Below are 24,921 nucleotides of genomic sequence, written 5' to 3'. Positions count from 1 at the left end.
TACAGAGTGCGCCTCAGCCCTTGCGGCTGCGGCGCGCTGCGTCAGCTCAATGCTTCGCGGACAAAGTCCAGGCGATCCTGACCGAAGAACAACTGGTCACCGACAAACAGGCTCGGCGCGCCAAACACTCCCCGCTCAATCGCTTGCTCGGTCTTCTCCTTGAGCGCGGCCTTGACCTCATCGTCGACGGTCAACGCCAGTACCTCCTGCGGGTCGAAGCCGTGCTCGCTGAGGACTGTGGCAACGGTCGCCGGGTCGTTGAGATTGCGCCCATCGACCCAGAGCGCCCGAAACAGGCAGTCGATAAAGTCGAGGAAACGTTCGGGATGGCGCACTTGCATACCGGTAACAGCGCGCATCAGCAACAGGGTGTTGATCGGGAAATGCGGATTGAGCGAAAACTCGACGCCGTAGCGTCTGGCGTAGCGATCCAGGTCTAGGAACATGTAGCGCCCCTTGGCTGCAATGGTTGCGGGTGACGCGTTGCCAGTCGCCTTGAATACCCCGCCGAGCAACATCGGTTGGTAAATCAGTTGGCTGCCGGTCTGTTCACAGATGCCTGGCAGTTGGGTGTAGGCCAGGTAAGTGGCCGGGCTGCCCAGGTCAAAGAAAAACTCCACGCACTTGCTCATGTTCGATGCACTCTGATTATTGTTGGGAGGCAGTGCTTACCAGCGTTCGCTCCAGGGCCGCAGGTCCAGCTCGAAGGTCCACGCATCGCGCGGCTGGTTGTGCAGGAACCAGTAGTTCTCGGCAATGTGCTCAGGGTCGAGAATCCCGTCTTCGGCCTTGAGTGCGTATTTTTCCGGGAAGCTGTCGCGAATAAAGTCGGTATCGATGGCGCCATCGACCACCACATGCGCGACGTGGATGTTCAGCGGCCCCAGTTCCCGGGCCATGCTTTGTGCCAGGGCACGAATGCCATGCTTGGCCCCGGCGAATGCAGCAAAACCTGCGGCGCCGCGCAGGCCGGCAGTGGCCCCGGTAAACAGAATCGTGCCGCGTTGGCGGGTGACCATGCGCTTGGCCACTTCGCGGGCATTGAGAAACCCCGAGAAACAGGCCATCTCCCAGATCTTGAAATATTTGCGCGCGGTTTCTTCGAGGATGCTGCAGGGGACATTGGCGCCGATGTTGAAGACCAGCGCTTCAATGGGGCCGATCTGACTCTCGATCTGCTCGACCAGCGCAATGACTTCTTCTTCCTTGCGCGCATCACAGGCAAAGCCGTGGGCTTGGCCACCATTGGCATTGATCGCGTCAACCAGCGGCTGCAGCTTATCGGCGCTGCGCCGAGTGACGCAGGCGATAAATCCTTCTTCGGCAAAACGTTTGGCAATGGCTCCGCCAGTGGCGTCGCCGGCACCGACAACCAGCACGACTTTGTTGTTATGGGTAGCTGTGGTCATAGTCATCGCTCTTTGGTAAACGGTCGTTAACTAAACGAACGTTATGCTACGATCAGCGCGACGTCAAGACGATGCAATTTTGGGAGCAGCGATGCGTTACTCAGCCAGTCACAAGCTGGAAACCCGGCAGAAACTGCTGGAAAGCAGCTCGGTGTCCGCCAAGCAGGAGGGGTTTGCCACCGTGGGAGTGGATGGCTTGATGAAAGCCATTGGTCTCAGTGGCGGTGCGTTCTACAGTCACTTCTCGTCGAAAGACCAACTCTTTGCCTCTATCGTCGAGCGTGAATTACGCCAGAGTCTTGAGCGCTTGAGTGGCGACGGTGAATTAAGTCGCGTCAGGCTGGAGCGTTGCCTCAAGCACTACTTGAGCATGGCCCATGTCGAACAGCCAGGCGTCGGGTGCGCACTGCCAGCATTGGGCGCCGAAATTGCCCGTGCCGACACTGCGGTGCGCCAGCAGGCCGAACACTGGATCTGCCGGTTGCACGAGAACTGGGCAGCCATTCTGCAGAGTGACAGCCTGGCGTGGGCGATTCTGTCGCAATGTGTCGGGGCATTGGTGGTGGCGCGAATGCTGGTGAGCCCACAGATCCAGAGCAGCGTGTTGTCATCGAACTACGAAGAAATCACACGCCAGATAGGCGCTCGCTGAACCGCGAGCGCCGATGCTGTTACTTGCAGATGATAATCATGCTGCGGCTGGTATAGCCGGCAGGGTTGAGGCCGAAGGGATAGTCCCCCGAGTCTTCAACGCTGTCCCCGGACTTGGCGATGACTCTGTAGCCCTTTGGTCCACACGCCTTGACGGCGGTCGCCGTGCATTGGTCCCACGAAGAGGAAAGGCCGGAGCAATTGATATGCAGGCCTTTCTTCCCGCGCTTGACTTCGGTTTTAGAGGTTGCGGCGCATCCTGCGATGGCAAGTACTGCTATAAATACCAAAAATCGTTTCATTCCTTTCCCTATTGCGGTCTCGGGTCTGGCAACCGAGCCTGACAGCCTACGCTTTTGCATTACGGGGTGTAAGTTCTCTATCCGAACTGTCCATGTCAAATGCCGGATAGCGACTAAACATGGCCTAATTGAAAGAGAAATACCAGACCTTTGTAGGAATGTTTCTCAATCAGTCGCCACCATAGGTTTGGCTTCACGGCCCATGGTCAAAGTAGCACCCACCGAAGCCAGGATGATGCAACTGATGGCCATCCACTGGGCCACTGACAGGTACTCATTGAGGAACAGCAGGCCGGACATGGCTGCAATGGCAGGCTCGACGCTCATCAGGGTGCCAAAGGTGCGCGCTGGCATTCGGGTCAGGGCGATCATTTCCAGGGTGTAGGGCAGGGCCGTGGACAATACTGCGACGCCCAGTGCGACGGGGATCAGCGATGGCGTGAATAAGGCAGCGCCGGCGTGGGCAACACCGAAGGGTGTGACGAAGATAGCGGCGATCATCACGCCCAGGGCGGCTGTCTGCACGCCATTGTCGGCGCCGGCTTTCTGCCCGAAGAGTATGTACAGCGCCCAGCAGACGCCCGCTGCCAGTGCATAACCGGCCCCCATGAGGTCAATGCTCGCGCTGGCCGCATCAGTGGGGACCAGCAGTAGCAAGCCGACGATGGCCAGGCCAATCCACAGGAAGTCGATGGCCTTGCGTGACGCGTAGATTGCTACGGCCAGGGGGCCGGTGAACTCCAGTGCCACGGCAATGCCCAGTGGAACGGTTTGCAGCGACATATAGAAGAGCAGGTTCATGCCACCCAACGCCACGCCGTAGACCGCTACGGTCTGCAGTGAGCGGGCGGTAAGCTTGGCCTTCCAGGGGCGCAACAGGAGGATCATGATCACGCTGGCGAAAATCAGGCGCAGGGTTGTGGTGCCTTGAGCGCCGACCACCGGGAACATGCTCTTGGCCAGGGAGGCGCCGGACTGAATCGACGCCATGGCTATTAATAGCAGGCCAACCGGGAACAGGGTCGAGGTCAGGCTGCGGGATTGCTCATTCATTGCGGGGCGTCTTCCAGGGTAAAAGTCAGGTATGTGTTGCATCATGCGTAACTAAGATCAGTTGAGCAATATACTGCGCATTTTTTATCTCGGTTGTGGGGTTGCCTGCCGATTTTCCGTGGAGTGCAGGCTTTTGATAGAAAAACCAAATTAGCAGTTGACGGCAGATTCTATATGTCTATAATTCGCCCCACTTCCGGCGCAGTCGAAACGGAAAACTCCTTGGTAAACAATGAGTTACGCAGTTTTCGGCAGCGGGTTGCTTCAGTTCATCGAAGCACGAAGGGAGTTGAAAAAGAGGTGTTGACAGCAGCGTGTAACGCTGTAGAATTCGCCTCCCGCTACCGAGTGATCGGAAGCGCAAGTGGTTGAAGTTGTTGAAGAAATCTTCAAAAACTTCTGAAAATACCACTTGACAGCAAATGAGGCTGCTGTAGAATGCGCGCCTCGGTTGAGGCGAAAGATCTTAACCAACCGCTCTTTAACAACTGAATCAAGCAATTCGTGTGGGTGCTTGTGCTGTCAGACTGATAGTCAAAAAGATTATCAGCATCACAAGTTACTCCGCGAGAAATCAAAGATGTAACCAACGATTGCTGAGCCAAGTTTAGGGTTTCTTAAAAACCCAAAGATGTTTGAACTGAAGAGTTTGATCATGGCTCAGATTGAACGCTGGCGGCAGGCCTAACACATGCAAGTCGAGCGGTAGAGAGAAGCTTGCTTCTCTTGAGAGCGGCGGACGGGTGAGTAATGCCTAGGAATCTGCCTGGTAGTGGGGGATAACGCTCGGAAACGGACGCTAATACCGCATACGTCCTACGGGAGAAAGCAGGGGACCTTCGGGCCTTGCGCTATCAGATGAGCCTAGGTCGGATTAGCTAGTTGGTGGGGTAATGGCTCACCAAGGCGACGATCCGTAACTGGTCTGAGAGGATGATCAGTCACACTGGAACTGAGACACGGTCCAGACTCCTACGGGAGGCAGCAGTGGGGAATATTGGACAATGGGCGAAAGCCTGATCCAGCCATGCCGCGTGTGTGAAGAAGGTCTTCGGATTGTAAAGCACTTTAAGTTGGGAGGAAGGGCAGTAACCTAATACGTTGCTGTCTTGACGTTACCGACAGAATAAGCACCGGCTAACTCTGTGCCAGCAGCCGCGGTAATACAGAGGGTGCAAGCGTTAATCGGAATTACTGGGCGTAAAGCGCGCGTAGGTGGTTTGTTAAGTTGGATGTGAAATCCCCGGGCTCAACCTGGGAACTGCATTCAAAACTGACAAGCTAGAGTATGGTAGAGGGTGGTGGAATTTCCTGTGTAGCGGTGAAATGCGTAGATATAGGAAGGAACACCAGTGGCGAAGGCGACCACCTGGACTGATACTGACACTGAGGTGCGAAAGCGTGGGGAGCAAACAGGATTAGATACCCTGGTAGTCCACGCCGTAAACGATGTCAACTAGCCGTTGGGAGCCTTGAGCTCTTAGTGGCGCAGCTAACGCATTAAGTTGACCGCCTGGGGAGTACGGCCGCAAGGTTAAAACTCAAATGAATTGACGGGGGCCCGCACAAGCGGTGGAGCATGTGGTTTAATTCGAAGCAACGCGAAGAACCTTACCAGGCCTTGACATCCAATGAACTTTCTAGAGATAGATTGGTGCCTTCGGGAACATTGAGACAGGTGCTGCATGGCTGTCGTCAGCTCGTGTCGTGAGATGTTGGGTTAAGTCCCGTAACGAGCGCAACCCTTGTCCTTAGTTACCAGCACGTAATGGTGGGCACTCTAAGGAGACTGCCGGTGACAAACCGGAGGAAGGTGGGGATGACGTCAAGTCATCATGGCCCTTACGGCCTGGGCTACACACGTGCTACAATGGTCGGTACAGAGGGTTGCCAAGCCGCGAGGTGGAGCTAATCCCACAAAACCGATCGTAGTCCGGATCGCAGTCTGCAACTCGACTGCGTGAAGTCGGAATCGCTAGTAATCGCGAATCAGAATGTCGCGGTGAATACGTTCCCGGGCCTTGTACACACCGCCCGTCACACCATGGGAGTGGGTTGCACCAGAAGTAGCTAGTCTAACCTTCGGGAGGACGGTTACCACGGTGTGATTCATGACTGGGGTGAAGTCGTAACAAGGTAGCCGTAGGGGAACCTGCGGCTGGATCACCTCCTTAATCGACGACATCAGCTGCTGCATAAGCTCCCACACGAATTGCTTGATTCATTGAAGAAGACGAGAAACAGCCCTGAGGCATAGGGTTGTTGTTTGTCGTAAAGCTTAGAAATGAGCATTCCATCGAGGCGATGGTGAATGTTGATTTCTGATCTTTAAGATTAGATCGTTCTTTAAAAATTTGGGTATGTGATAGAAAGATAGACTGGACGTTACTTTCACTGGTAACGGATCAGGCTAAGGTAAAATTTGTGAGTTGCTCTATGAGCAAGTGCGAATTTTCGGCGAATGTCGTCTTCATAGTATAACCAGATTGCTTGGGGTTATATGGTCAAGTGAAGAAGCGCATACGGTGGATGCCTTGGCAGTCAGAGGCGATGAAAGACGTGGTAGCCTGCGAAAAGCTTCGGGGAGTCGGCAAACAGACTTTGATCCGGAGATGTCTGAATGGGGGAACCCAGCCATCATAAGATGGTTATCTTAAGCTGAATACATAGGCTTAAGAGGCGAACCAGGGGAACTGAAACATCTAAGTACCCTGAGGAAAAGAAATCAACCGAGATTCCCTTAGTAGTGGCGAGCGAACGGGGACTAGCCCTTAAGTGGCTTTGAGATTAGCGGAACGTTCTGGAAAGTACGGCCATAGTGGGTGATAGCCCTGTACGCGAAAATCTCTTAGTCATGAAATCGAGTAGGACGGAGCACGAGAAACTTTGTCTGAATATGGGGGGACCATCCTCCAAGGCTAAATACTACTGACTGACCGATAGTGAACTAGTACCGTGAGGGAAAGGCGAAAAGAACCCCGGAGAGGGGAGTGAAATAGATCCTGAAACCGTATGCGTACAAGCAGTGGGAGCCCACTTTGTTGGGTGACTGCGTACCTTTTGTATAATGGGTCAGCGACTTATTTTCAGTGGCGAGCTTAACCGAATAGGGGAGGCGTAGCGAAAGCGAGTCTTAATAGGGCGTCTAGTCGCTGGGAATAGACCCGAAACCGGGCGATCTATCCATGGGCAGGTTGAAGGTTGGGTAACACTAACTGGAGGACCGAACCGACTACCGTTGAAAAGTTAGCGGATGACCTGTGGATCGGAGTGAAAGGCTAATCAAGCTCGGAGATAGCTGGTTCTCCTCGAAAGCTATTTAGGTAGCGCCTCATGTATCACTGTAGGGGGTAGAGCACTGTTTCGGCTAGGGGGTCATCCCGACTTACCAAACCGATGCAAACTCCGAATACCTACAAGTGCCGAGCATGGGAGACACACGGCGGGTGCTAACGTCCGTCGTGAAAAGGGAAACAACCCAGACCGTCAGCTAAGGTCCCAAAGTTATGGTTAAGTGGGAAACGATGTGGGAAGGCTTAGACAGCTAGGAGGTTGGCTTAGAAGCAGCCACCCTTTAAAGAAAGCGTAATAGCTCACTAGTCGAGTCGGCCTGCGCGGAAGATGTAACGGGGCTCAAACCATACACCGAAGCTACGGGTATCACTTAGGTGATGCGGTAGAGGAGCGTTCTGTAAGCCTGTGAAGGTGAGTTGAGAAGCTTGCTGGAGGTATCAGAAGTGCGAATGCTGACATGAGTAACGACAATGGGTGTGAAAAACACCCACGCCGAAAGACCAAGGTTTCCTGCGCAACGTTAATCGACGCAGGGTTAGTCGGTCCCTAAGGCGAGGCTGAAAAGCGTAGTCGATGGAAAACAGGTTAATATTCCTGTACTTCTGGTTATTGCGATGGAGGGACGGAGAAGGCTAGGCCAGCTTGGCGTTGGTTGTCCAAGTTTAAGGTGGTAGGCTGGAATCTTAGGTAAATCCGGGATTCTAAGGCCGAGAGCTGATGACGAGTGTTCTTTTAGAACACGAAGTGGTTGATGCCATGCTTCCAAGAAAAGCTTCTAAGCTTCAGGTAACCAGGAACCGTACCCCAAACCGACACAGGTGGTTGGGTAGAGAATACCAAGGCGCTTGAGAGAACTCGGGTGAAGGAACTAGGCAAAATGGCACCGTAACTTCGGGAGAAGGTGCGCCGGTGAGGGTGAAGGACTTGCTCCGTAAGCCCACGCCGGTCGAAGATACCAGGCCGCTGCGACTGTTTATTAAAAACACAGCACTCTGCAAACACGAAAGTGGACGTATAGGGTGTGACGCCTGCCCGGTGCCGGAAGGTTAATTGATGGGGTTAGCTAACGCGAAGCTCTTGATCGAAGCCCCGGTAAACGGCGGCCGTAACTATAACGGTCCTAAGGTAGCGAAATTCCTTGTCGGGTAAGTTCCGACCTGCACGAATGGCGTAACGATGGCGGCGCTGTCTCCACCCGAGACTCAGTGAAATTGAAATCGCTGTGAAGATGCAGTGTATCCGCGGCTAGACGGAAAGACCCCGTGAACCTTTACTATAGCTTTGCACTGGACTTTGAATTTGCTTGTGTAGGATAGGTGGGAGGCTTTGAAGCGTGGACGCCAGTCTGCGTGGAGCCAACCTTGAAATACCACCCTGGCAACTTTGAGGTTCTAACTCAGGTCCGTTATCCGGATCGAGGACAGTGTATGGTGGGTAGTTTGACTGGGGCGGTCTCCTCCTAAAGAGTAACGGAGGAGTACGAAGGTGCGCTCAGACCGGTCGGAAATCGGTCGTAGAGTATAAAGGCAAAAGCGCGCTTGACTGCGAGACAGACACGTCGAGCAGGTACGAAAGTAGGTCTTAGTGATCCGGTGGTTCTGTATGGAAGGGCCATCGCTCAACGGATAAAAGGTACTCCGGGGATAACAGGCTGATACCGCCCAAGAGTTCATATCGACGGCGGTGTTTGGCACCTCGATGTCGGCTCATCACATCCTGGGGCTGAAGCCGGTCCCAAGGGTATGGCTGTTCGCCATTTAAAGTGGTACGCGAGCTGGGTTTAGAACGTCGTGAGACAGTTCGGTCCCTATCTGCCGTGGACGTTTGAGATTTGAGAGGGGCTGCTCCTAGTACGAGAGGACCGGAGTGGACGAACCTCTGGTGTTCCGGTTGTCACGCCAGTGGCATTGCCGGGTAGCTATGTTCGGAATAGATAACCGCTGAAAGCATCTAAGCGGGAAACTAGCCTCAAGATGAGATCTCACTGGGACCTTGAGTCCCCTGAAGGGCCGTCGAAGACTACGACGTTGATAGGTTGGGTGTGTAAGCGCTGTGAGGCGTTGAGCTAACCAATACTAATTGCCCGTGAGGCTTGACCATATAACACCCAAGCAATTTGACTACTTCGAAAGAAGCATCAGATTGCGGTGTGTGAAGACGAAACGAACCGAAAGTTCGAATCTGCTCAAAGCAACGCACAACACCGAAAGCTATCACATACCCAATTTGCTGAAGCGAGGCTATCTGGCCACGACTCAGTACCCGAATTTCTTGACGACCATAGAGCATTGGAACCACCTGATCCCATCCCGAACTCAGCAGTGAAACGATGCATCGCCGATGGTAGTGTGGGGTTTCCCCATGTGAGAGTAGGTCATCGTCAAGATTAAATTCCGAAACCCCTATCTGCGTATGCAGGTAGGGGTTTTGTTTTTGTCCGCGAGAAAGTCCGGCGCCAACCTGACATATCTTTCATGTTCCAGGGCCGCCATTGGGTGGATTAACCCTGAAGTGGACCCAGGGTTTTGTTAAGGTGCAGCTCGTTTTTCAAGGGACTGATGACACGCCCAGGGACCGGCGGTTAATCCAGTCAAAGAGTTGCCGTAGAAATGCCTGAACCCATCCCCATCAAGGACCACGAGAAAGAAACCCGCCTGGTCAACAAACGGCTAATGGCCTGCGCGCTGCTCGTGGCGGCCATCACTTGCGCCCTGGTGGTGCGCTTGTACATCCTGCAGGTCGTCGAATTTGACTACCACTCGACCATCTCCGAAAACAATCGGGTGCACGTGCTGCCCATCACCCCAACGCGTGGCCTGATCTACGACCGCAATGGGGTGCTGCTGGCCGATAACCGGCCCAGCTACAACCTCACCCTCACCCGTGAGCGCGCTACCGATGTGAAAGGCGAACTGGATACCCTCATCAGTTTGCTGCACCTGCCTGGCGAAGACCGTGCGCTGTTCGACAAGGCGCTGAAACAGATGCGCCATCCTTTTGTCCCCGTCACCCTGTTCTACGAGTTGAGCGAAGAGCAAATCGCCATCCTCGCCGTCAATCAGTTCCGCTTGCCCGGCATCGATGTCGAACCGCAGTTTGTGCGCAACTATCCGCTGGGCGCGCACTTTGCCCACTCCATCGGTTATGTCGGGCGGATCAACGAGAAAGAATCCAAGACCCTGGACTCGGTGGAATACCGCGGCACCCAGTCGGTCGGCAAGACCGGCATCGAGAAATTCTACGAGTCCGAGCTGCACGGTCACGTTGGTTACGAAGAGGTCGAGACCAACGCCCAGGGGCGCGTGCTGCGGGTGCTCAAGCACACCGACCCGATTCCCGGGAAGAACATCGTCCTCAGCCTCGACGTCAAACTGCAAGAGGCTGCGGAAGCCGCACTGGGTGACCGGCGCGGTTCGGTGGTCGCTCTCGACCCGGCCACCGGCGAGGTGCTGGCCATGGTCAGCAAGCCGAGTTTCGACCCCAACCTGTTTGTCACCGGCATTAGTTTCAAGCAATACGCCGCGCTGCACGACTCCATCGACCGCCCGTTATTCAACCGCGTGCTGCGCGGCCTGTATGCGCCGGGCTCGACCATCAAGCCAGAGGTGGCGATTGCTGGCCTGGATGCCGGGGTGGTGACGCCACAGACTCGGGTCTTCGATCCGGGCTACTACCAATTGCCCGACTTCGACCACAAATACCGCAACTGGAACCACAGTGGTGACGGCTGGGTCGACATGGACGCGGCGATCATGCGTTCCAACGACACCTACTTCTACGACCTGGCGCATAAGCTGGGCATCGACCGCCTGCACGACTACATGGCCATGTTCGGCCTCGGCGAAAAAGTTTCGCTGGACATGTTCGAAGAGTCAGCCGGTCTGATGCCATCACCCGCCTGGAAACGTGCTACGCGCCGCCAGGCCTGGTTCCCGGGGGAGACGGTGATCCTCGGTATCGGCCAGGGCTACATGCAGGTCACCCCGCTGCAGCTCGCCCAGGCCACGGCGCTGATCGCCAACAAGGGCGTGTGGAACCGTCCGCACCTGGCCAGGAGCGTCGATGGCATTGCGCCAGTGGACGAACATCCAATGCCCAACATCCTGTTGAAAGACCCGCGCGACTGGGAGCAGGTCAACCACGGCATGCAGATGGTCATGCACGATGCGCGCGGCATTGCCCGGGCGGCAGCGGCGGGTGCCCAGTACCGCATCGCCGGCAAGAGCGGTACCGCCCAGGTGGTAGCGATCAAGCAGGGCGAACGTTACAACCGGGCGAAGACCCGGGAGCGCAACCGCGACAACGCCTTGTTCGTCGGTTTTGCCCCGGCCGAACATCCGAAGATCGTGATCGCGGTGATGATCGAAAACGGCGAGGCCGGCGGTCGTGTCGCAGGTCCCGTGGTGCGCCAGATCATGGACGCCTGGCTGCTGGACAACGACGGCCACCTGAAACCGCAATACGCCAGCCCGAGCAAGGCTCATGGCGACCCTCAGGTATGAAGTTGGCCTGCGTGGCACTTGCCAGTTGCTTGACGTTAACGTAAACATAGAAGGCGACGCCGATTGTCCATGGCGCAGGTTTTGCTTGAGGAAAGTGTTGCCCGAGTCAGCGGGCAAACTTCCCTTTACTGCCATCTGAACCGGGTGTAGACATTTGCCCATGACTCGCGTGCTTCGTCGCGAGTATGCACATGGCCCGGCGAGGTACTGGGCGGACCGATCCGGAGCGCTTGATGAGCCTTATAAAAACAACAACCGCAAAGCTGCCACACGAAGCCCGGCTCGCCCGGGAGAAACTGCACCTTGAAGGCGAAGTCCCCGATGGCGTGTTACGCGCCGAAATCGATGCTTCATGGCGACGCAGCCTCAGCCACGGTGTGCACTTCAATGGCAAGCATGAACTGGCGCTGGAATCGAGCGCGAGCCTGGACCTGCTGTTGGCCAGCAATCGGCTGCTGATCGACGCGGCCCTGCCAGCCATCGATTACCTGGCCGAACGCCAGGGCAAGGAAGGGCTGATTATCCTCGCCAACTCCGATGCCACCATCCTCGCGGTCGAAGGCCGCGCCGATCGCCTCAAGGGCAGCGGTTTGCAGGACATCACCCTCGGCGCCTGCTGGAGCGAAGCCGTTCGTGGCACCAACGCGCTGGGTACCGCCCTGGTAGAAGCACGACCGACGCTGATCGATTGCGGCGAACACTACCTCGATCGCCTGAGCGATTTCTCCTGCACCTCCGTGCCCATTCGTTGCCCCCACGGTGACATCCTCGGCGTACTCGACCTGACCCGCGAAGGTCCGCTGGGCCGCGCCCACGACAGCAGCGCGCTGCTGGCCATGGCCGTCAGCCAGATCGAAAGCCGGGTGTTCAACGCCAGTTATCCGGACGAAATCGTCCTGGCTTTCCACAGTCGCCGGCAATACCTCGAATCCCCCTGGCAAGGCTTGCTGGCCGTGAGCCTGGGCGGGCAGATCCTCGCAGTCAGCGGCCAGGCCTGCCAGTTGCTGCACGCCGAGCGTTCGGCGCTGGTCGGGCGACGCTGCGAAGAGTTTCTTGGGGTCGACGGCTTGCAACTGCTGGCGCGTCTGCAGCAGGGCGGTGTCGGCAGCCTGCAAACGGCCAAGGGCGAGTTCTTCTACAAAACCCTGCGCGCCCCCCAGCGTTCGATCAACCTCAGCACGCCCGCGCGCAGCAGCGCAAAACCGCTCAAGGCGCCAGTGGAGCTCGAAGCCCTGGCCGGCAACAATCCGCGTTATGCCCGCGCCTTGCGCATGGCCCGCCAGGGCCTGGCCAATCAATTGCCAGTGTTGCTGCTGGGAGAGACCGGCACCGGCAAGGAAGTCATCGCCCGCGCCCTGCACCTGGCCGGCGCCCGTTGTGACAAACCTTTCGTCGCGGTGAATTGCGCGGCGATCCCCGAAGGCCTGATCGAGTCGGAACTGTTCGGCTACCGCGAAGGCGCATTCACCGGTTCGCGGCGTGGCGGCATGGTCGGGCGCCTGCAGCAGGCCCATGGCGGCACCCTGTTTCTCGATGAAATCGGCGACATGCCCCTGGCCTTGCAGGCACGTCTGTTGCGCGTGCTGCAGGATCGCAAGGTGGCGCCGCTGGGTGCCGGTGAAGAGCAGGACATCGACGTCGCGCTGATCTGCGCCACCCACCGCGACCTCAAGCGCCTGGTGGAAGACAAACATTTTCGCGAGGACCTGTTTTACCGGGTCAACGGCATCAGCGTGATGCTCCCGGCCTTGCGTGAGCGCGAGGACTTCAGTGCTTTGCTCGCCCGCCTGCTGGTCAAGCTGGAGGCCCCGGCGGTAGTCCTGCATGACGACTTGAACCGCTTGCTCGGTGGCTACCATTGGCCAGGTAACATCCGCCAACTGGAAATGGTCCTGCGCACCGCGTTGGCCATGCGCGAGCCGGGGGACAGCGTACTGACCCTGGATCACCTGCCCGACAGCATGCTCGACGAACTGAACGCCAGCGAACGCCCGCAGGCGGGCAGCATCCGCGAGAACGAACTGGAACTGATTCGTCAGTCCCTGGACAGCCACCAGGGTAATGTCTCGGCCGCCGCCGACGCCTTGGGCATCAGTCGCGCGACCCTGTACCGCAAGCTTAAACAGTTGCGCAGCTGATGCGGCGCTGGATTGTCAGGCTGGTCGACAGCCCCAACCCCCAGGCACTAGACGCCGCGCTGGCCTGGCTCTACAGCTTCGTGCGGCCGCACCGGTTGGCGATCGGCGGGTTGTTGGGGTTGTCGATGTGCGCCTCGCTGCTGGTCCTGGTGCAGCCCTGGCTCACCAAGCTGCTGATCGACGACGGCTTGCTGGCCCGGGACTTTTCCATGCTGGTGCTGATTGCCGCGCTGATGATTGGCGCGGGATTGCTTGGCACGGCACTGTCGGGGATCAACCGTTACCTGCACACCCGACTCTCGGGGCGGATTCTATTTTCCCTGCGTGACGACCTGTACCGGCACCTGCAAACCCTGTCGCCGGGATTCTACGGGCAACGGCGGATCGGCGACCTGATGTCGCGCCTGGATGGCGACGTGGCCGAGATCCAGCGCTTTGCCGTGGACTCGCTGTTCTCGGCGGTATCCAGCGTGATCGGCCTGGTCTGCGCGGTGGCCATGCTGCTGACCCTGTCGTGGAAACTGTCGTTGCTCGCGTTGATCCTGATTCCCCTCGACGTGCTCTGGTTGCGCTGGATGCGGCGCAAGGTCGAACGGGATGTGCGGCAGTTGCGCGAGCGCTCGGCGGACATGTCCTCGTTCATGGTCGAGACCCTGCCGGTGATGAAATTCATCCAGTCCGCCGGCCAGCAACAGCGCGAAGCGCGACGCCTGGAATCCCTGGGCCATGGTTACATGAGCCAGTTGCTGCGCCTGCAAATCACCGAGTTCTTCACCCAGGCGGTGCCGGGCACCCTGACCTCCTTATCACGCGCCTGTGCCTTTCTGATCGGTGGCTACTGGGTGGTGCAGGGCACTTGGCAGTTGGGGGCATTGATCGCCTTTTCCACCTACCTGGGCATGGCCGTCGGGCCAGTCCAGAGCTTGTTGGGCTTGTACGTGGCGATCCAGCGCATGACCGTCAGCCTCGGCCGGGTGATGGAGCTGCGGGGCGAAACGCCGAGCGTGCTGAGCCCGCTCACGCCACAACCGATGCCGACCTGCGGTGAACTGCGTTTCGACAACGTGCACTTCAGCCACCCCGGCCGCCCGAGCACCTTGCGCGGTATCCAGGCACGCATTCCCTACGGCTTGAAGGTTGCCTTGAGCGGTGGCTCCGGCGTCGGCAAGTCGACCCTGATCGACCTGCTGCAACGTCATCACGATCCGCAGTCCGGTCGGGTACTGCTGGGGGAGGTCGATCTGCGGGAGCTGGACCTGTTCCAATTGCGCCGGCGGATTGCCGTGGTCAGCCAGGACATCGTGTTGTTTCGCGGCAGCCTGGCCGACAACCTGGCCTACGCGGTGCCGGACGCCAGCCGCCAGGCGATTGCTGAAGTGGCGCGGCTGGCGCAACTCCAGAGCCTGATCGAGTCGTTGCCCGAAGGCCTCGACAGCCCATTGGGCGAGCGCGGCCAGCAGCTCTCGGGTGGGCAGAAACAGCGGATCGCGATTGCCCGCGCCTTGTTGCAGGACCCCTTGATCCTGGTGCTGGACGAAGCCACCTCGGCGGTGGATGAAACCACCGAGCGCGAGGTTATCGAAGCCATCGACCGACTGTTTGCCGGGCGCACGCGGATCCTGATCAGCCACCGTCCCTCGACCCTGGCCGATGCCGATTTACGCTTTGAATTGCTCGACGGCCTACTCATTGCAAAAACGGTGCTGCATGAAGCCTGAACTGCTGGTCGGTTTGGTCGACAGCGGCCACTCGGCGGCGCAGCAGCCGCTGGTGGTTGCGCGAAGACGTTTCTCCCTGCAGGACGATGGGCTGGCCGAAGGCGCGCTGTGTGACGATCCGCTGGGCCATGGCAGCGCGGTGCTCGAGGCCATCGGCCGGCGCGCGCCCGCAGCGCGGTTTTGTGTGGCCCAGGTGTTTGACCAGCGCGGGGTCACCAGCGCCTTGCAGATCGCCACCGCGATCGACTGGCTGGTGGCGCAGGACGTTCGTCTGATCAATCTGAGCCTCGGCCTGCGTCAGGATCGCAGCCTGTTGCGCCAAGCCTGCGCCGCGGCGCAGGCCCGCGGCGTGTTGCTTTGCGCCTCCAGCCCGGCGCAAGGCGAGGGGGTGTTTCCAGCCAATTATCCACAGGTGCTGCGGGGCACTGGCGATGCCCGTTGTGCCGAGTCGCAATGGTCGTGGCTCAACAGTGCCCAGGCGGATTTCGCCGCGTGCGTGCAGGGCACCCACCCAGGACAGTCGGGTGCCAGCCTCGGTTGTGCGGCGTTGAGTGGGCACATCGCAGCATTCTTGCTGGCCCAGCCCCAGGCCAGCAATGAGCAGGTCATCCAGTGGCTACAGGACAACGCCCACTATCGTGGCCCTGAACGGCGTATTGGCCCATGAACACGTTGCTGATCCTCGGTGCCGGGCCGGCCGGTGCGGCTACTGCGCTGGGCCTGCGCCGGCTGGGTTACCCAGTGACGCTGGTCAGCGAATGGCGACGCTTTGCGGCACTCGAAGGGGTTTCCCTGCGGGTGCTGGAAGCCTTGCGTGGCGCCGGGCTGGAACAGGCGCTGGCGCAGGGGGCACTGGCGTCCCAGCGACAGGTGTCGTGGAACGGTCAGCAGCATGCGCAGAATATCGAGTACCTGCTGGACCGCCCGAGCTTTGACCGCGGCTTGCGTGAGGACCTGCGCCGAGCGGGCGTCGAGGTCATCGAAGGCCGGGTGCTGAACGTTCAGTCGAGCGCATCGGGACATAGGATCGAGGTCCAGGGGCGTGAGCCGCTACTGGCGGATTTCCTCATCGAGGCTCGGGGGCGCCGGTCCCCGGCGCTCGGCAAAGGCCTGCGCGGACCGGAAACTGTCAGCCTGCTCAATCGCTGGCAGGGCACGCCGGGCAGTACCGCCAGTGCGGTGGAAAGCCTGGAGCAGGGTTGGGCATGGATGGCCCGGCGCGCTGACGGTCAGTGTTATTGGCAATGGACGGTGGACGTGGCCAGCGCCACATTGCCGGCCAAGGCACTGTTGCTCGACTACTGTCGCCAGCGGCGCGAGGCTTCGGCACTGGCCAGGGCATTCTTTGCCGATGCAGCGCAACTCGACGTGCAGCTGCATGCCCGCAGCAGCACCGCCATATTGTCCTCGCAGGTGTGTGGCGACAACTGGATCCGGGTCGGTGATGCGGCGATGGCCGTGGACCCGCTGTCGGGCAACGGTATTTTCCAGTCCCTGTCATCGGCCCTGCAGGCCCCGGTGGTGATCAACACCCTGCTGCGCAAACCCGAGCGGGCGGCGCTGGCCCAGGGATTTCACCGGATGCGGGTGGAACAATTGTTCCTGCGGTTTGCACGGATCGGCCGGGACTTTTATGCCGATGAACAGCGCTGGCCGCAACAGCCGTTCTGGCAGGCTCGCCGGCAGTGGCCAGACAGCCAAGTGGCACACGCCGAAGCAGACTTTGCCGCGCTGCGGATTGAGCGGGCACCGGTGCTCAAGGACGGCTTTGTCGATGAGGCCGAGGTGGTGATCACCGCAGACCAGCCATTGGGGATCTGGCATGTGCACGGAGTGGAGCTGGCGCCGTTGCTGCGGCGGTTGCGTAGTCAGCCCGCCGCAGAGGCGCTGGCAGGGCTGACGGCAGAACAGGGAACGTTGGTCAGGCGCTGGTTGTTGACGCAAGGCTACCAGCCCTGAAATGGGTGCTGACTGGGCGGGTCTATTCGCCAGCAAGCTCGCTCCCACAAGGGGGATCGATCACACATCCCTTGTGGGAGCTTGCTCGCGATAGCGCTACAGCTTGATCAACACCGACTTCAATTCGGTGTAATGCTCGATCGCCGCATACCCCATTTCCCGACCCACACCGGACATCTTGTAGCCACCAAAGGGCAGAGCCGGGTCGAGGGCGCTATGGCAGTTGACCCAGACTGAGCCGGACTTGATCCGCGGAATCATCCGGTGCACCGCCGCCAGGTCGTTGGACCAGATGCTCGCCCCCAGCCCATAAGGACTGTCATTGGCCATGCGCAAAACCTCGGCTTCGTCATCGAACGGAATCGCCACCAGCACTGGCCCGAAAATTTCCTCCTGGACCAGCGAGTGCTGTTGGTCGACGTCGACAATCACCGTTGGCTTGACGAAAAACCCAGGTCCGAACTGTTCCCCGCCACAGGCAATGGTCGCGCCGCTTTCCCGGCCCATGTCGATGTAGTTGCTGACGCGTTGCTGTTGCCGCGCGGAGATCAACGGGCCCATCTCGACACTCGGGTCCAGGCCATTGCCCAGCTTCATCGCATTGGCAATGCCGGCGATGTCAGCCACTACATTGTCGAAATGCTTACGCTGCACATAAAGCCTGGAACCGGCGCAGCAGACCTGGCCCTGGTTGAAGAAAATCGCGCTGGCAGCACCCGCTGCGGCACTCGCCAGGTCGGCGTCGGCCATGACAATGGTCGGTGATTTGCCACCCAGTTCCAGGGTCACGCGGGTCATGGTGTCCATGGCGATCTTGCCGATCTGTATGCCCACCGCGGTGGATCCGGTGAAGGTCAGCTTGTCCACCAGCGGGTTGTGGGTCAGGGCGGAGCCTGCGGTGATGCCGGTGCCGGTGACCACGTTGAACACCCCGCTGGGGTAGCCGGCTTCGAGTACCAGTTCTGCCAGCTTGAGTGCGCTCAGCGGGGTTTCGTCCGCGGGCTTCAACACCACGGTGCAGCCGGTGGCCAGGGCTGGACCGAGTTTCCAGCAGGCCAGCAGCAGCGGGAAGTTCCAGGCGACAATGGCGCCAACCACGCCCACCGCTTCCCGCCGGATGAAACTGTGGAACTGCTCATCAGGCATCAAAGGCAGCGAGACTTCGACGCTGGAGCCTTCGATCTTGGTGGCCCAGCCGGCCATGTAGCGCAGGAAGTCGATGGACAATTGCACGTCCATGACCTGGGCCACCGCGGCACTCTTGCCGTTGTTCAGGCATTCAAGTTGCGCCAACACCTGCGCGTCGCGCTCCATCAGGTCGGCGAGCTTCCACAGCAGGTTCTGCCGCTCGCGCGGGCGGGTGCGGGTCCAGGCCGAATCATCAAACGCCTGGCGGGCAGCGAGCACCGCCCGATCGACGTCGTCCGGGGTGGCCTTGGGCACGACGCACAGGACCTCGCCGGTGGCTGGGTTGTGCAAGGGCATGGTCTGGCCGTCGGCGGCCTCGACCCATTCGGCGCCGATCAGCATGCGCGGGGCGCGCTGGATGAACGCCGAAACGGCGGGAAGCGGAGTGGGGAGCGACATGATGGAGCCTCGTCTTATTCGTGTGCCGAGGCTGATCGCAACCCTTGTGCCAGTTTGCCCGGGGCCTGTATTCAGAGGCTCTTGCGGCGAAAGAGCTGGGCTTTAGCGAGTGCTGATGTCGCAGATTGCGACAATTTTTGAGACGCACCGCTGAGACGGGCGGCGCTTCGCCTGACAAAACTGATCGTCCCTCAGGTTCATCGCGGGCAAGTCTTGCTCCTACACCGGTAGTCCGCTCTCATCGTCCCGCCATGCGATCAATCACCGCCCACAACTGCGGGTCGTTGAAGTCTTCGATCACCATGTGCGCCCCTGCGGCCAGCAGCGTTTCGCGGCGCTGGCTGGTCACCAGGCCCACGGTAAAGATCCCGGCCTTTACCGCTGCCGTCAGGCCGGGGATCGAGTCCTCGAATGCCAGGCTCACCTCGGCGCTGGCCTGCAAGCGCTCCAGGCCGGTCAGGTAGGGCAGGGGGTCGGGCTTGGCGCGGGGCAGTTCTTCGGCAACCACTACATGCTCGAAGCGCTCGCGCAGAGCCAATGCCTGCAACATGTGCTCGGCATTCGCTCGTGGTGCATTGGTCACTACCGCCACGCCGATGGACTGCTCCTGGGCAAAATCCAGTAAGCGTACCAGCCCGGCAATCGGCGTCAGGTGCGCTGACAACTGGCGAAAGCGCTGCTCCTTGCGATCAGCAAAGGCTTCGTGCTCGGCCACCGAGCGTTCGGGGAACAGGTAGCGGCACATGGCGGCATTGGCCTGGCCGCTGACATGAGCTTCGAACTCGGCTTTGGTAAACATCCGGCCGTCCTCCTCCAGCAACAACTGTTGCATCGCCTGCAAGTGCAGCGCGTCGGTGTCGGTGAGGGTGCCGTCGAGGTCGAAGAGCAAAGCATTGAGCATGGCGCAGTTCCCGTAGCTGAAGCGGTTAAGCGGATAGCTGGTCATCCTATACGAGGAACACTCACCTATGCTCGTCTCAGCCTGCAACAGTTGTCGCGAAATTAAACGCCGGGCACCTCAGTGGTTGCCGGAATTACCCGGGTGTTTACCAGCAAAGCATTGATTCAATGAACTATTCATAAGCTGGCACGCTCCGTGTATTGGTCCTTGGTAGACGTTTCTCTTGCCTTCGTCAGCGGCATGTTCGCTGGCGGTAGAAACCATAAAAACGACCGTTCAAAAAAATAAGAAAGCACCGTGCGAGGTTCGACGTTGATGAAGAGAAAACTCCGATCAGGCATGAGCGCCAGTCTCCTGGCGCTTGCCGCGTGTGCCGCCCTGCATGCTCCGCAAAGCATGGCCGCGCGTGACGCCCAGACCATCCTCAAGGAGACCTGCCAGGGCTGTCATACCCCTGAAGCCGAGAACGCCTTGAGCCGTATCAGCCACCAACGCAAGACTCCGGAGGGCTGGCTGATGAGCATCGCGCGCATGCAGGTCATGCACGGCCTGCAGATCAGCGATGACGACCGCCGGACCCTGGTCAAATACCTGGCCGATACCCAGGGCCTGGCGCCGAGCGAGACCGATGGCGTGCGTTATGCCCTGGAACGGCGGCTCAACACCGTCGAGCAATTCGACGAGCAGACCAGCCAGATGTGCGGCCGCTGCCACTCCGGTGCGCGGGTTGCCCTGCAGCGTCGCCCGGCCGAGGAGTGGGAGCGCCTGGTGAACTTCCACCTCGGTCAATGGCCGTCGCTGGAATACCAGGCGCTGTCTCGCGACCGCGACTGGTTCGACCTGGCCCGCAAGGAGATGGTGCCGCTGTTGGCCAAGCGCTATCCACTGGATAACCCGGCCTGGAAAACCTGGCAGCAAACTGCGCCCAAGGCCCAGGCGCTGGTGGGCGACTGGAGCTTCAGCGGGCACCTGCCGGGCAAGGGGGAGTTGGCCGGGATCATGCGCGTCAGCGCCGACGGCGACGATACCTTCAAGGTCAGCGTCAAGGGTCAATACGCCGACGGCACAGCCTTCAACGGCGACGGCAGCGCGATCCTCTACAGCGGCTACGAATGGCGCGGCAACGTGACGGTCGATGGCGTAGTGATGCGCCAGGTGTTCGCCGCCAAAGACAGCGAACTGCAAGGCCGGATGTTCGAGGCCGAGCACGATGAACGTGGGCTCGACTTCCTCGCCGCCAAACAGGGCAGCAGCCGTTTGCTGGCAGTGCAGCCGGGCTACCTGAAGGCCGGCAGCGAAGCCGAAGTGACCCTGATCGGCAGCGGCCTGCAAGGCCAGCCGGACTTCGGTAAAGGCGTCGAGGTGCTCCAAGTCATCAGCCAGAGCCCCGAGCAGATCAAGGTCCGCCTCAAGGCCGCCGCCGATGCCCAGCCGGGCGTGCGTGCCGTGACCTTGGGCAGCTTGCAAGGCCCGAGCCTGTCGGTCTACCAGCAGATTGCCGAGGTCAAGGTGGTGCCTGAATTCTCGGTGGCCCGGATCGGTGATGGCGGGGGTGCGACGCCCAAGGTCCAGGGGCGTTTCGACGCCGAAGCCTGGGGCAAGGGCGCGGACGGCAAGCTCTATCGCATTGGCATAGTCCCGGCGCAGTGGAAAGTCGAAGCCTTCGACGACCGCGCCAGGGAAGACGAAGACGTCAAGTTTGCCGGCACCATGCAGGCGGACAGTGGCGTATTCACCCCGGGCGATGCCGGCCCGAATCCGGCACGCAAGATGTCCACCAACAATGCCGGCAACCTCAAGGTGATTGCCGCGGTCGACGACGCAGGAAAATCCCTGACCGGCGAAGGCCACATGATTGTCACCGTGCAACGCTGGAACAACCCACCCATTCCGTGAGGCCGCTGAACCCGCAGTTTTCAGAGACTTTTTTGGAATGAACGCAGGCCCCGCCAAAGGGGTTTGCACAGGAGGTTTGCCATGGGCGCTATCTTGAATCTGGTCGAACGCAACCTGCACGAAGTGCAGGTGGATGCCGACCGCATGCTGTTTCACATTCCCAGCAGTTCGCTGTTCGCCAGCGATGCCCTGACCGGCAGCATCATCGATGCCCTGCGCGGTCACGGCTGTTCCAGCGCCGAGTTGATCCAGCGCCTGGCCAGCCAGTTCGGTGGCGAGGAAATCCACGAAACCCTGCGCGAGCTGATGGCCCTCGAACTGGTCAGCGACGGCTCGCCGCTGACCCCGGACATCGCCGCCAAACGGGTCGAGCGCACCGCCATCAACACCGTGGTGCTCAACGTCAACACCGGCTGCAACCTGAGCTGCACCTACTGCTACAAGGAAGACCTCGACAAGCCCTCGGCCGGCAAGAAGATGGAGGTCGAGACCGCCATCGCCTCGGTGGAAATGCTCCTGCGCGAATCCCCCGATGAAGAGCGGTTTACCGTGGTGTTCTTCGGCGGCGAACCACTGAGCAACCGCAAGCTGATCGAGTACATGGTCGACTATTGTGAAAAGCGCTTTGCCGAGGCGGGCAAGTTCGTCGAATTCGTCATGACCACCAACGCCACGCTGCTCACCGAGGACACGGTGGACTACCTCAACGCCCACCGCTTTGGCTTGTCGGTGAGCATCGACGGGCCGAAGACCGTGCACGACCGCAACCGCATCACCGTGGGCGGGCAGGGCACCTATGACGTGGTGCGGCGCAAGGCCGAGATGTTGTTGTCGCGCTACAACAGTCGCCCGGTCGGAGCCCGCGTGACCCTGACCACCGGCGTCACCGACGTTGAAACCATCTGGGATCACCTGTTCAACGAACTGGGTTTTGCCGAAGTCGGCTTTGCCCCGGTGACCTCCGGCGATATCAGCACCTTCAACCTGTCCAGCGACGAATTGATCGAAGTCTTCGCCAGTATGAAACGGCTCGGTCGGCGCTACCTGGAGGCCGCGCTGGAACACCGCAACATCGGTTTCTCCAACCTGCACCAGTTGATCACCGACATCCACGAGGGCCACAAGAAAGCCCTGCCGTGTGGCGCCGGGCTGAAGATGCTGGCGGTCGACCACAAGGGCGAACTCAACCTGTGCCACCGCTTCACCGGTTCGTCATTGCCGACGTTTGGCAACGTCCACAGCGGGGTCAAGCAGGTGGAGTTGAACGACTTCCTGTCCCAGCGCCTGGACCGCAGCAACACCGGCTGCGAGGACTGCCAGATCCGCAACCTGTGCTCCGGCGGCTGCTACCACGAAAGCTACGCCCGTTACGGCGACCCGACGCACCCGACCTATCACTACTGCGAACTGATGCGTGACTGGGTCGACTTCGGCATCGAGGTCTACACCCGGATCATGGCTCACAACCCTGCGTTCATCAGCAGTTACATCACTCCGCGCAAGGCTCACTGATATGAAACATCTCAAGCCCATCAATAACAAAGCGTTGAAGCTGGATCAGGCCGCGGATGAAAACCGCATCGAAGAAGTGGTGGCCATGAGTTCGGTCGCCGGGTGCGCCTCGACCACCGACCCGGGTTGGGAAATCGATGCCTTTGGCGGCGTGTCGTCGTTGTGCCAACCGATGGAGGCCGACCTCTATGGCTGCTCGGACCCGTGCTGGTGGCCGGCCCAGGTGCCCGACATGATGAGCACCTACCCGGACTGGAACAAGGATGCCCAGGCCTCCAACGACAACTGGCGCAACCTCGGCACTGTCTTCCCCAAAGACAAGTAATCGGACAAGAAGAAGGATTCCAGCATGCTTCGTACCAAAGCCTGCGGCCTGGCCGCTTTCGCCTTCCTGGGCAGTTATTCGCTCAGTGTTCTGGCCGATGAAAACCTGGCGCTCAACGCCGGTCACGAATACATGGTGACCACCAATTACCCCAACAACCTGCACGTCATCGACCTGCAGACCGACACTCTGTACAAGTCCTGCAAGCTGCCCGATGCCTTCGGCCCCGGGACCATCCAGCTGTCGCCGGATCGCAAGACCGCCTACGTGCTCAACAACCACTATGCGGATGTCTATGGCATCGAGCTGGACAGCTGCAAGCAGGTATTCCACGCCAGCATCACCCAGCAATCGGGGGAGAAGGCCCGCTCGATGTTTGCCTTTACCGTCAGCCACGACGGCAAGGAGCTCTACACCATCGCCAACCCGACGCGGATGCTCAACGACCGTTACGAAGTGCAGGCGCCCCGCCTGGATGTCTACGCCACCGACGCCGGTGCCAGCGCCAAGCCGGTGCGCAGTTTCCCGGCGCCTCGCCAGTTGACCATCATGCAGAGTGGCGACGACGGCACCCTGTATGTGGCCGGTGCGGATGTCTACAAGGTCAATGTGCAGACCGGCAAGTTCGACGTGCTGATCCCCAGCCGACACTGGAAACGCCCCAACTACAGCGCGCCGGACGTGCTCTACGTGTGGAACCAGCAGACCTATCGCCATGACTTCTCGCTGCTCTACACCGCAGCGAAATTCAAGGACAAGAAACAGGACCCGGCCACCGCCGAGTACCTCTACGGCCTGTTCAGCGTCGACCTGAAGACCGGCAAGACCGAGACCACCGACTTCGGCCCGCTGACCGAAATCTACTTCAGTGGCATGCGCTCGCCCAAGGACCCCAACCTGATGTTCGGCGTGCTCAATCGCCTGGCCAAGTACGACATCAAGCAGAAGAAGCTGATTCAGGCGGCGACCCTGGACCACTCCTACTACTGCATTTCCTTCAACAAGGCTGGCAGCAAGATCTACCTGGCCGGGACCTTCAACGACGTGGCGATCTTCGACCCCGAGACCATGCAGCAGATCGGCAACATCAAGCTGCCGGGCGGCGACATGGCGATCACCACGGCGCAGGTCTTTACCCGGTAAACGGGCTCATGCTCTTGACGTGAAACATCAGTGGCCCTTTAAACCCCGGCAGGCGGTTTTTAAAGGGCCACTGGTGGCCTGGGCCCATCCAGCGATCAGGAACGCACCGGGCAACTGAGGTCGCCTTCCTGGCAGTCGAGGTAGCCCTTGAGTGTCTCGGCGCGTTTTTGCGTCAGGTCCGCCAGGCATTGGTTGTGAATCAGCGGGTAAACGCTACCGCCTTCGACCCCAGACGCAGCAAAGGTGCACTCGGCATCACGGAACGCCAACCACGCGCGTTGCGCCGTCAGCAGGCTTTTTTTACCTTGCGGGTTGTCCTTCAGGTGGCCATTGATCTGTTGGTACAGCGTGTTGAGCCGGGCGTCGGCCTGTTTGTATTGCCTGGCCGCGCACTCATTCAGCGTGCTCTGGTTGCTGGCGTTGGCGCAGTCATCGGCCTGGACGCCAGTGGCAGCCAATAGCGGCAGGAGGCTTAGAAGAAAAACGGTACGCATGGGAAAACTCGCTGGCGCTAAAAAGTTGGGTGAGTGT

The 24,921-nt window shown here is 59.6% G+C and carries 17 protein-coding genes and 3 rRNA genes; 13 read left to right on the top strand and 7 right to left on the bottom strand.

Annotated elements, in window-relative coordinates; all coding sequences use genetic code 11:
* Positions 1 to 41 precede the first annotated feature (41 nt).
* Positions 42 to 632, bottom strand: coding sequence for a 2-hydroxychromene-2-carboxylate isomerase (locus QMK50_RS05785; RefSeq protein ID WP_320332750.1), 591 nt, complete (start codon positions 630 to 632; stop codon positions 42 to 44).
* A gap of 36 nt (positions 633 to 668) precedes the next feature.
* Positions 669 to 1,409, bottom strand: a complete 741-nt coding sequence (locus QMK50_RS05780) for an SDR family oxidoreductase (protein ID WP_095168247.1) — start codon at positions 1,407 to 1,409, stop codon at positions 669 to 671.
* Between the two features lie 91 nt (positions 1,410 to 1,500).
* Here QMK50_RS05780 and QMK50_RS05775 point away from each other — a divergent pair, with 91 nt between their 5' ends.
* Complete coding sequence (locus QMK50_RS05775) at positions 1,501 to 2,061, top strand: TetR/AcrR family transcriptional regulator (RefSeq protein ID WP_320332749.1); 561 nt, start codon at positions 1,501 to 1,503, stop codon at positions 2,059 to 2,061.
* Positions 2,062 to 2,080: 19 nt separating this feature from the next.
* Here QMK50_RS05775 and QMK50_RS05770 read toward each other — a convergent pair whose 3' ends face one another.
* Entirely contained in the window at positions 2,081 to 2,362 is a 282-nt protein-coding gene (locus QMK50_RS05770) for a hypothetical protein (RefSeq protein WP_320332748.1), read from the bottom strand.
* Between the two features lie 165 nt (positions 2,363 to 2,527).
* Positions 2,528 to 3,415, bottom strand: a complete 888-nt coding sequence (gene rhtA / locus QMK50_RS05765; protein WP_159997208.1) for a threonine/homoserine exporter RhtA — start codon at positions 3,413 to 3,415, stop codon at positions 2,528 to 2,530.
* Between the two features lie 637 nt (positions 3,416 to 4,052).
* Here rhtA and QMK50_RS05760 point away from each other — a divergent pair.
* The 8 genes from QMK50_RS05760 to QMK50_RS05725 all read left to right on the top strand — a co-directional run bounded on the left by QMK50_RS05760 (position 4,053) and on the right by QMK50_RS05725 (position 17,026).
* Positions 4,053 to 5,589: ribosomal RNA gene (locus QMK50_RS05760) — 16S ribosomal RNA — on the top strand.
* Between the two features lie 328 nt (positions 5,590 to 5,917).
* Positions 5,918 to 8,809, top strand: a 23S ribosomal RNA gene (locus QMK50_RS05755).
* A 170-nt stretch (positions 8,810 to 8,979) separates the two neighbouring features.
* Positions 8,980 to 9,095: ribosomal RNA gene (gene rrf / locus QMK50_RS05750) — 5S ribosomal RNA — on the top strand.
* The 16S, 23S and 5S rRNA genes sit together here, the layout of an rRNA operon.
* Before the next feature lie 223 nt (positions 9,096 to 9,318).
* On the top strand, positions 9,319 to 11,211 hold the full coding sequence (gene mrdA / locus QMK50_RS05745) for a penicillin-binding protein 2 (RefSeq protein WP_320332747.1): 1,893 nt from the start codon (positions 9,319 to 9,321) through the stop codon (positions 11,209 to 11,211).
* 233 nt (positions 11,212 to 11,444) lie between these two features.
* Positions 11,445 to 13,349 (top strand): sigma-54-dependent Fis family transcriptional regulator, encoded by a 1,905-nt coding sequence (locus QMK50_RS05740; protein ID WP_095165628.1) that lies wholly within the window; start codon positions 11,445 to 11,447, stop codon positions 13,347 to 13,349.
* Positions 13,349 to 15,067: an ABC transporter ATP-binding protein gene (locus QMK50_RS05735; RefSeq protein WP_095165627.1), complete on the top strand. Its 1,719-nt coding sequence runs from the start codon at positions 13,349 to 13,351 to the stop codon at positions 15,065 to 15,067. The genes QMK50_RS05740 and QMK50_RS05735 overlap by 1 nt, the downstream gene beginning before the upstream one ends.
* Positions 15,057 to 15,734, top strand: coding sequence for a S8/S53 family peptidase (locus QMK50_RS05730; protein ID WP_320332746.1), 678 nt, complete (start codon positions 15,057 to 15,059; stop codon positions 15,732 to 15,734). The genes QMK50_RS05735 and QMK50_RS05730 overlap by 11 nt, the downstream gene beginning before the upstream one ends.
* Positions 15,731 to 17,026 carry a tryptophan 7-halogenase gene (locus QMK50_RS05725; protein WP_320332745.1) on the top strand — a complete coding sequence of 432 codons (1,296 nt, stop codon included), beginning with the start codon at positions 15,731 to 15,733 and terminating at the stop codon, positions 17,024 to 17,026. Before QMK50_RS05730 ends, QMK50_RS05725 begins: the two co-directional genes overlap by 4 nt.
* Before the next feature lie 96 nt (positions 17,027 to 17,122).
* Here the strand turns inward: QMK50_RS05725 and QMK50_RS05720 are convergent, their stop codons facing one another.
* Positions 17,123 to 18,613, bottom strand: a complete 1,491-nt coding sequence (locus QMK50_RS05720) for an aldehyde dehydrogenase family protein (protein ID WP_320332744.1) — start codon at positions 18,611 to 18,613, stop codon at positions 17,123 to 17,125.
* Positions 18,614 to 18,851: 238 nt separating this feature from the next.
* Positions 18,852 to 19,514, bottom strand: a complete 663-nt coding sequence (locus QMK50_RS05715) for an HAD-IA family hydrolase (RefSeq protein WP_320332743.1) — start codon at positions 19,512 to 19,514, stop codon at positions 18,852 to 18,854.
* Positions 19,515 to 19,829: 315 nt separating this feature from the next.
* Between QMK50_RS05715 and peaA the strand changes: the two genes are divergently transcribed.
* The 4 genes from peaA (at position 19,830) to peaD (ending at position 24,390) form a co-directional block, all read left to right on the top strand.
* Positions 19,830 to 21,410 (top strand): quinohemoprotein amine dehydrogenase subunit alpha, encoded by a 1,581-nt coding sequence (gene peaA / locus QMK50_RS05710; RefSeq protein WP_320332742.1) that lies wholly within the window; start codon positions 19,830 to 19,832, stop codon positions 21,408 to 21,410.
* Between the two features lie 81 nt (positions 21,411 to 21,491).
* Entirely contained in the window at positions 21,492 to 22,922 is a 1,431-nt protein-coding gene (gene peaB, locus QMK50_RS05705; RefSeq protein WP_095165622.1) for a quinohemoprotein amine dehydrogenase maturation protein, read from the top strand.
* A 1-nt stretch (position 22,923) separates the two neighbouring features.
* Complete coding sequence (gene qhpC, locus QMK50_RS05700) at positions 22,924 to 23,247, top strand: quinohemoprotein amine dehydrogenase subunit gamma (protein WP_095165620.1); 324 nt, start codon at positions 22,924 to 22,926, stop codon at positions 23,245 to 23,247.
* Positions 23,248 to 23,271: 24 nt separating this feature from the next.
* On the top strand, positions 23,272 to 24,390 hold the full coding sequence (gene peaD / locus QMK50_RS05695) for a quinohemoprotein amine dehydrogenase subunit beta (RefSeq protein ID WP_320332741.1): 1,119 nt from the start codon (positions 23,272 to 23,274) through the stop codon (positions 24,388 to 24,390).
* Positions 24,391 to 24,485: 95 nt separating this feature from the next.
* Here the strand turns inward: peaD and QMK50_RS05690 are convergent, their stop codons facing one another.
* Complete coding sequence (locus tag QMK50_RS05690; RefSeq protein ID WP_095165617.1) at positions 24,486 to 24,884, bottom strand: lysozyme inhibitor LprI family protein; 399 nt, start codon at positions 24,882 to 24,884, stop codon at positions 24,486 to 24,488.
* Positions 24,885 to 24,921: the final 37 nt, after the last annotated feature.

This window comes from Pseudomonas sp. P5_152, assembly GCF_033989915.1.
Lineage (GTDB): Bacteria > Pseudomonadota > Gammaproteobacteria > Pseudomonadales > Pseudomonadaceae > Aquipseudomonas.
The sequence above is the reverse complement of the archived record's forward strand: the minus strand, read 5'-3'. Positions and strand labels throughout refer to the sequence as shown.

What these genes read in the sequence shown, in the direction of transcription:
- QMK50_RS05785 (WP_320332750.1), bottom strand. Translation starts at nt 632, where the DNA reads ATGAGCAAGTGCGTGGAGTTTTTCTTTGACCTGGGCAGCCCGGCCACT.
- QMK50_RS05780 (WP_095168247.1), bottom strand. Translation starts at nt 1,409, where the DNA reads ATGACCACAGCTACCCATAACAACAAAGTCGTGCTGGTTGTCGGTGCC.
- QMK50_RS05775 (WP_320332749.1), top strand. Translation starts at nt 1,501, where the DNA reads ATGCGTTACTCAGCCAGTCACAAGCTGGAAACCCGGCAGAAACTGCTG.
- QMK50_RS05770 (WP_320332748.1), bottom strand. Translation starts at nt 2,362, where the DNA reads ATGAAACGATTTTTGGTATTTATAGCAGTACTTGCCATCGCAGGATGC.
- rhtA (WP_159997208.1), bottom strand. Translation starts at nt 3,415, where the DNA reads ATGAATGAGCAATCCCGCAGCCTGACCTCGACCCTGTTCCCGGTTGGC.
- mrdA (WP_320332747.1), top strand. Translation starts at nt 9,319, where the DNA reads ATGCCTGAACCCATCCCCATCAAGGACCACGAGAAAGAAACCCGCCTG.
- QMK50_RS05740 (WP_095165628.1), top strand. Translation starts at nt 11,445, where the DNA reads ATGAGCCTTATAAAAACAACAACCGCAAAGCTGCCACACGAAGCCCGG.
- QMK50_RS05735 (WP_095165627.1), top strand. Translation starts at nt 13,349, where the DNA reads ATGCGGCGCTGGATTGTCAGGCTGGTCGACAGCCCCAACCCCCAGGCA.
- QMK50_RS05730 (WP_320332746.1), top strand. Translation starts at nt 15,057, where the DNA reads ATGAAGCCTGAACTGCTGGTCGGTTTGGTCGACAGCGGCCACTCGGCG.
- QMK50_RS05725 (WP_320332745.1), top strand. Translation starts at nt 15,731, where the DNA reads ATGAACACGTTGCTGATCCTCGGTGCCGGGCCGGCCGGTGCGGCTACT.
- QMK50_RS05720 (WP_320332744.1), bottom strand. Translation starts at nt 18,613, where the DNA reads ATGTCGCTCCCCACTCCGCTTCCCGCCGTTTCGGCGTTCATCCAGCGC.
- QMK50_RS05715 (WP_320332743.1), bottom strand. Translation starts at nt 19,514, where the DNA reads ATGCTCAATGCTTTGCTCTTCGACCTCGACGGCACCCTCACCGACACC.
- peaA (WP_320332742.1), top strand. Translation starts at nt 19,830, where the DNA reads ATGAAGAGAAAACTCCGATCAGGCATGAGCGCCAGTCTCCTGGCGCTT.
- peaB (WP_095165622.1), top strand. Translation starts at nt 21,492, where the DNA reads ATGGGCGCTATCTTGAATCTGGTCGAACGCAACCTGCACGAAGTGCAG.
- qhpC (WP_095165620.1), top strand. Translation starts at nt 22,924, where the DNA reads ATGAAACATCTCAAGCCCATCAATAACAAAGCGTTGAAGCTGGATCAG.
- peaD (WP_320332741.1), top strand. Translation starts at nt 23,272, where the DNA reads ATGCTTCGTACCAAAGCCTGCGGCCTGGCCGCTTTCGCCTTCCTGGGC.
- QMK50_RS05690 (WP_095165617.1), bottom strand. Translation starts at nt 24,884, where the DNA reads ATGCGTACCGTTTTTCTTCTAAGCCTCCTGCCGCTATTGGCTGCCACT.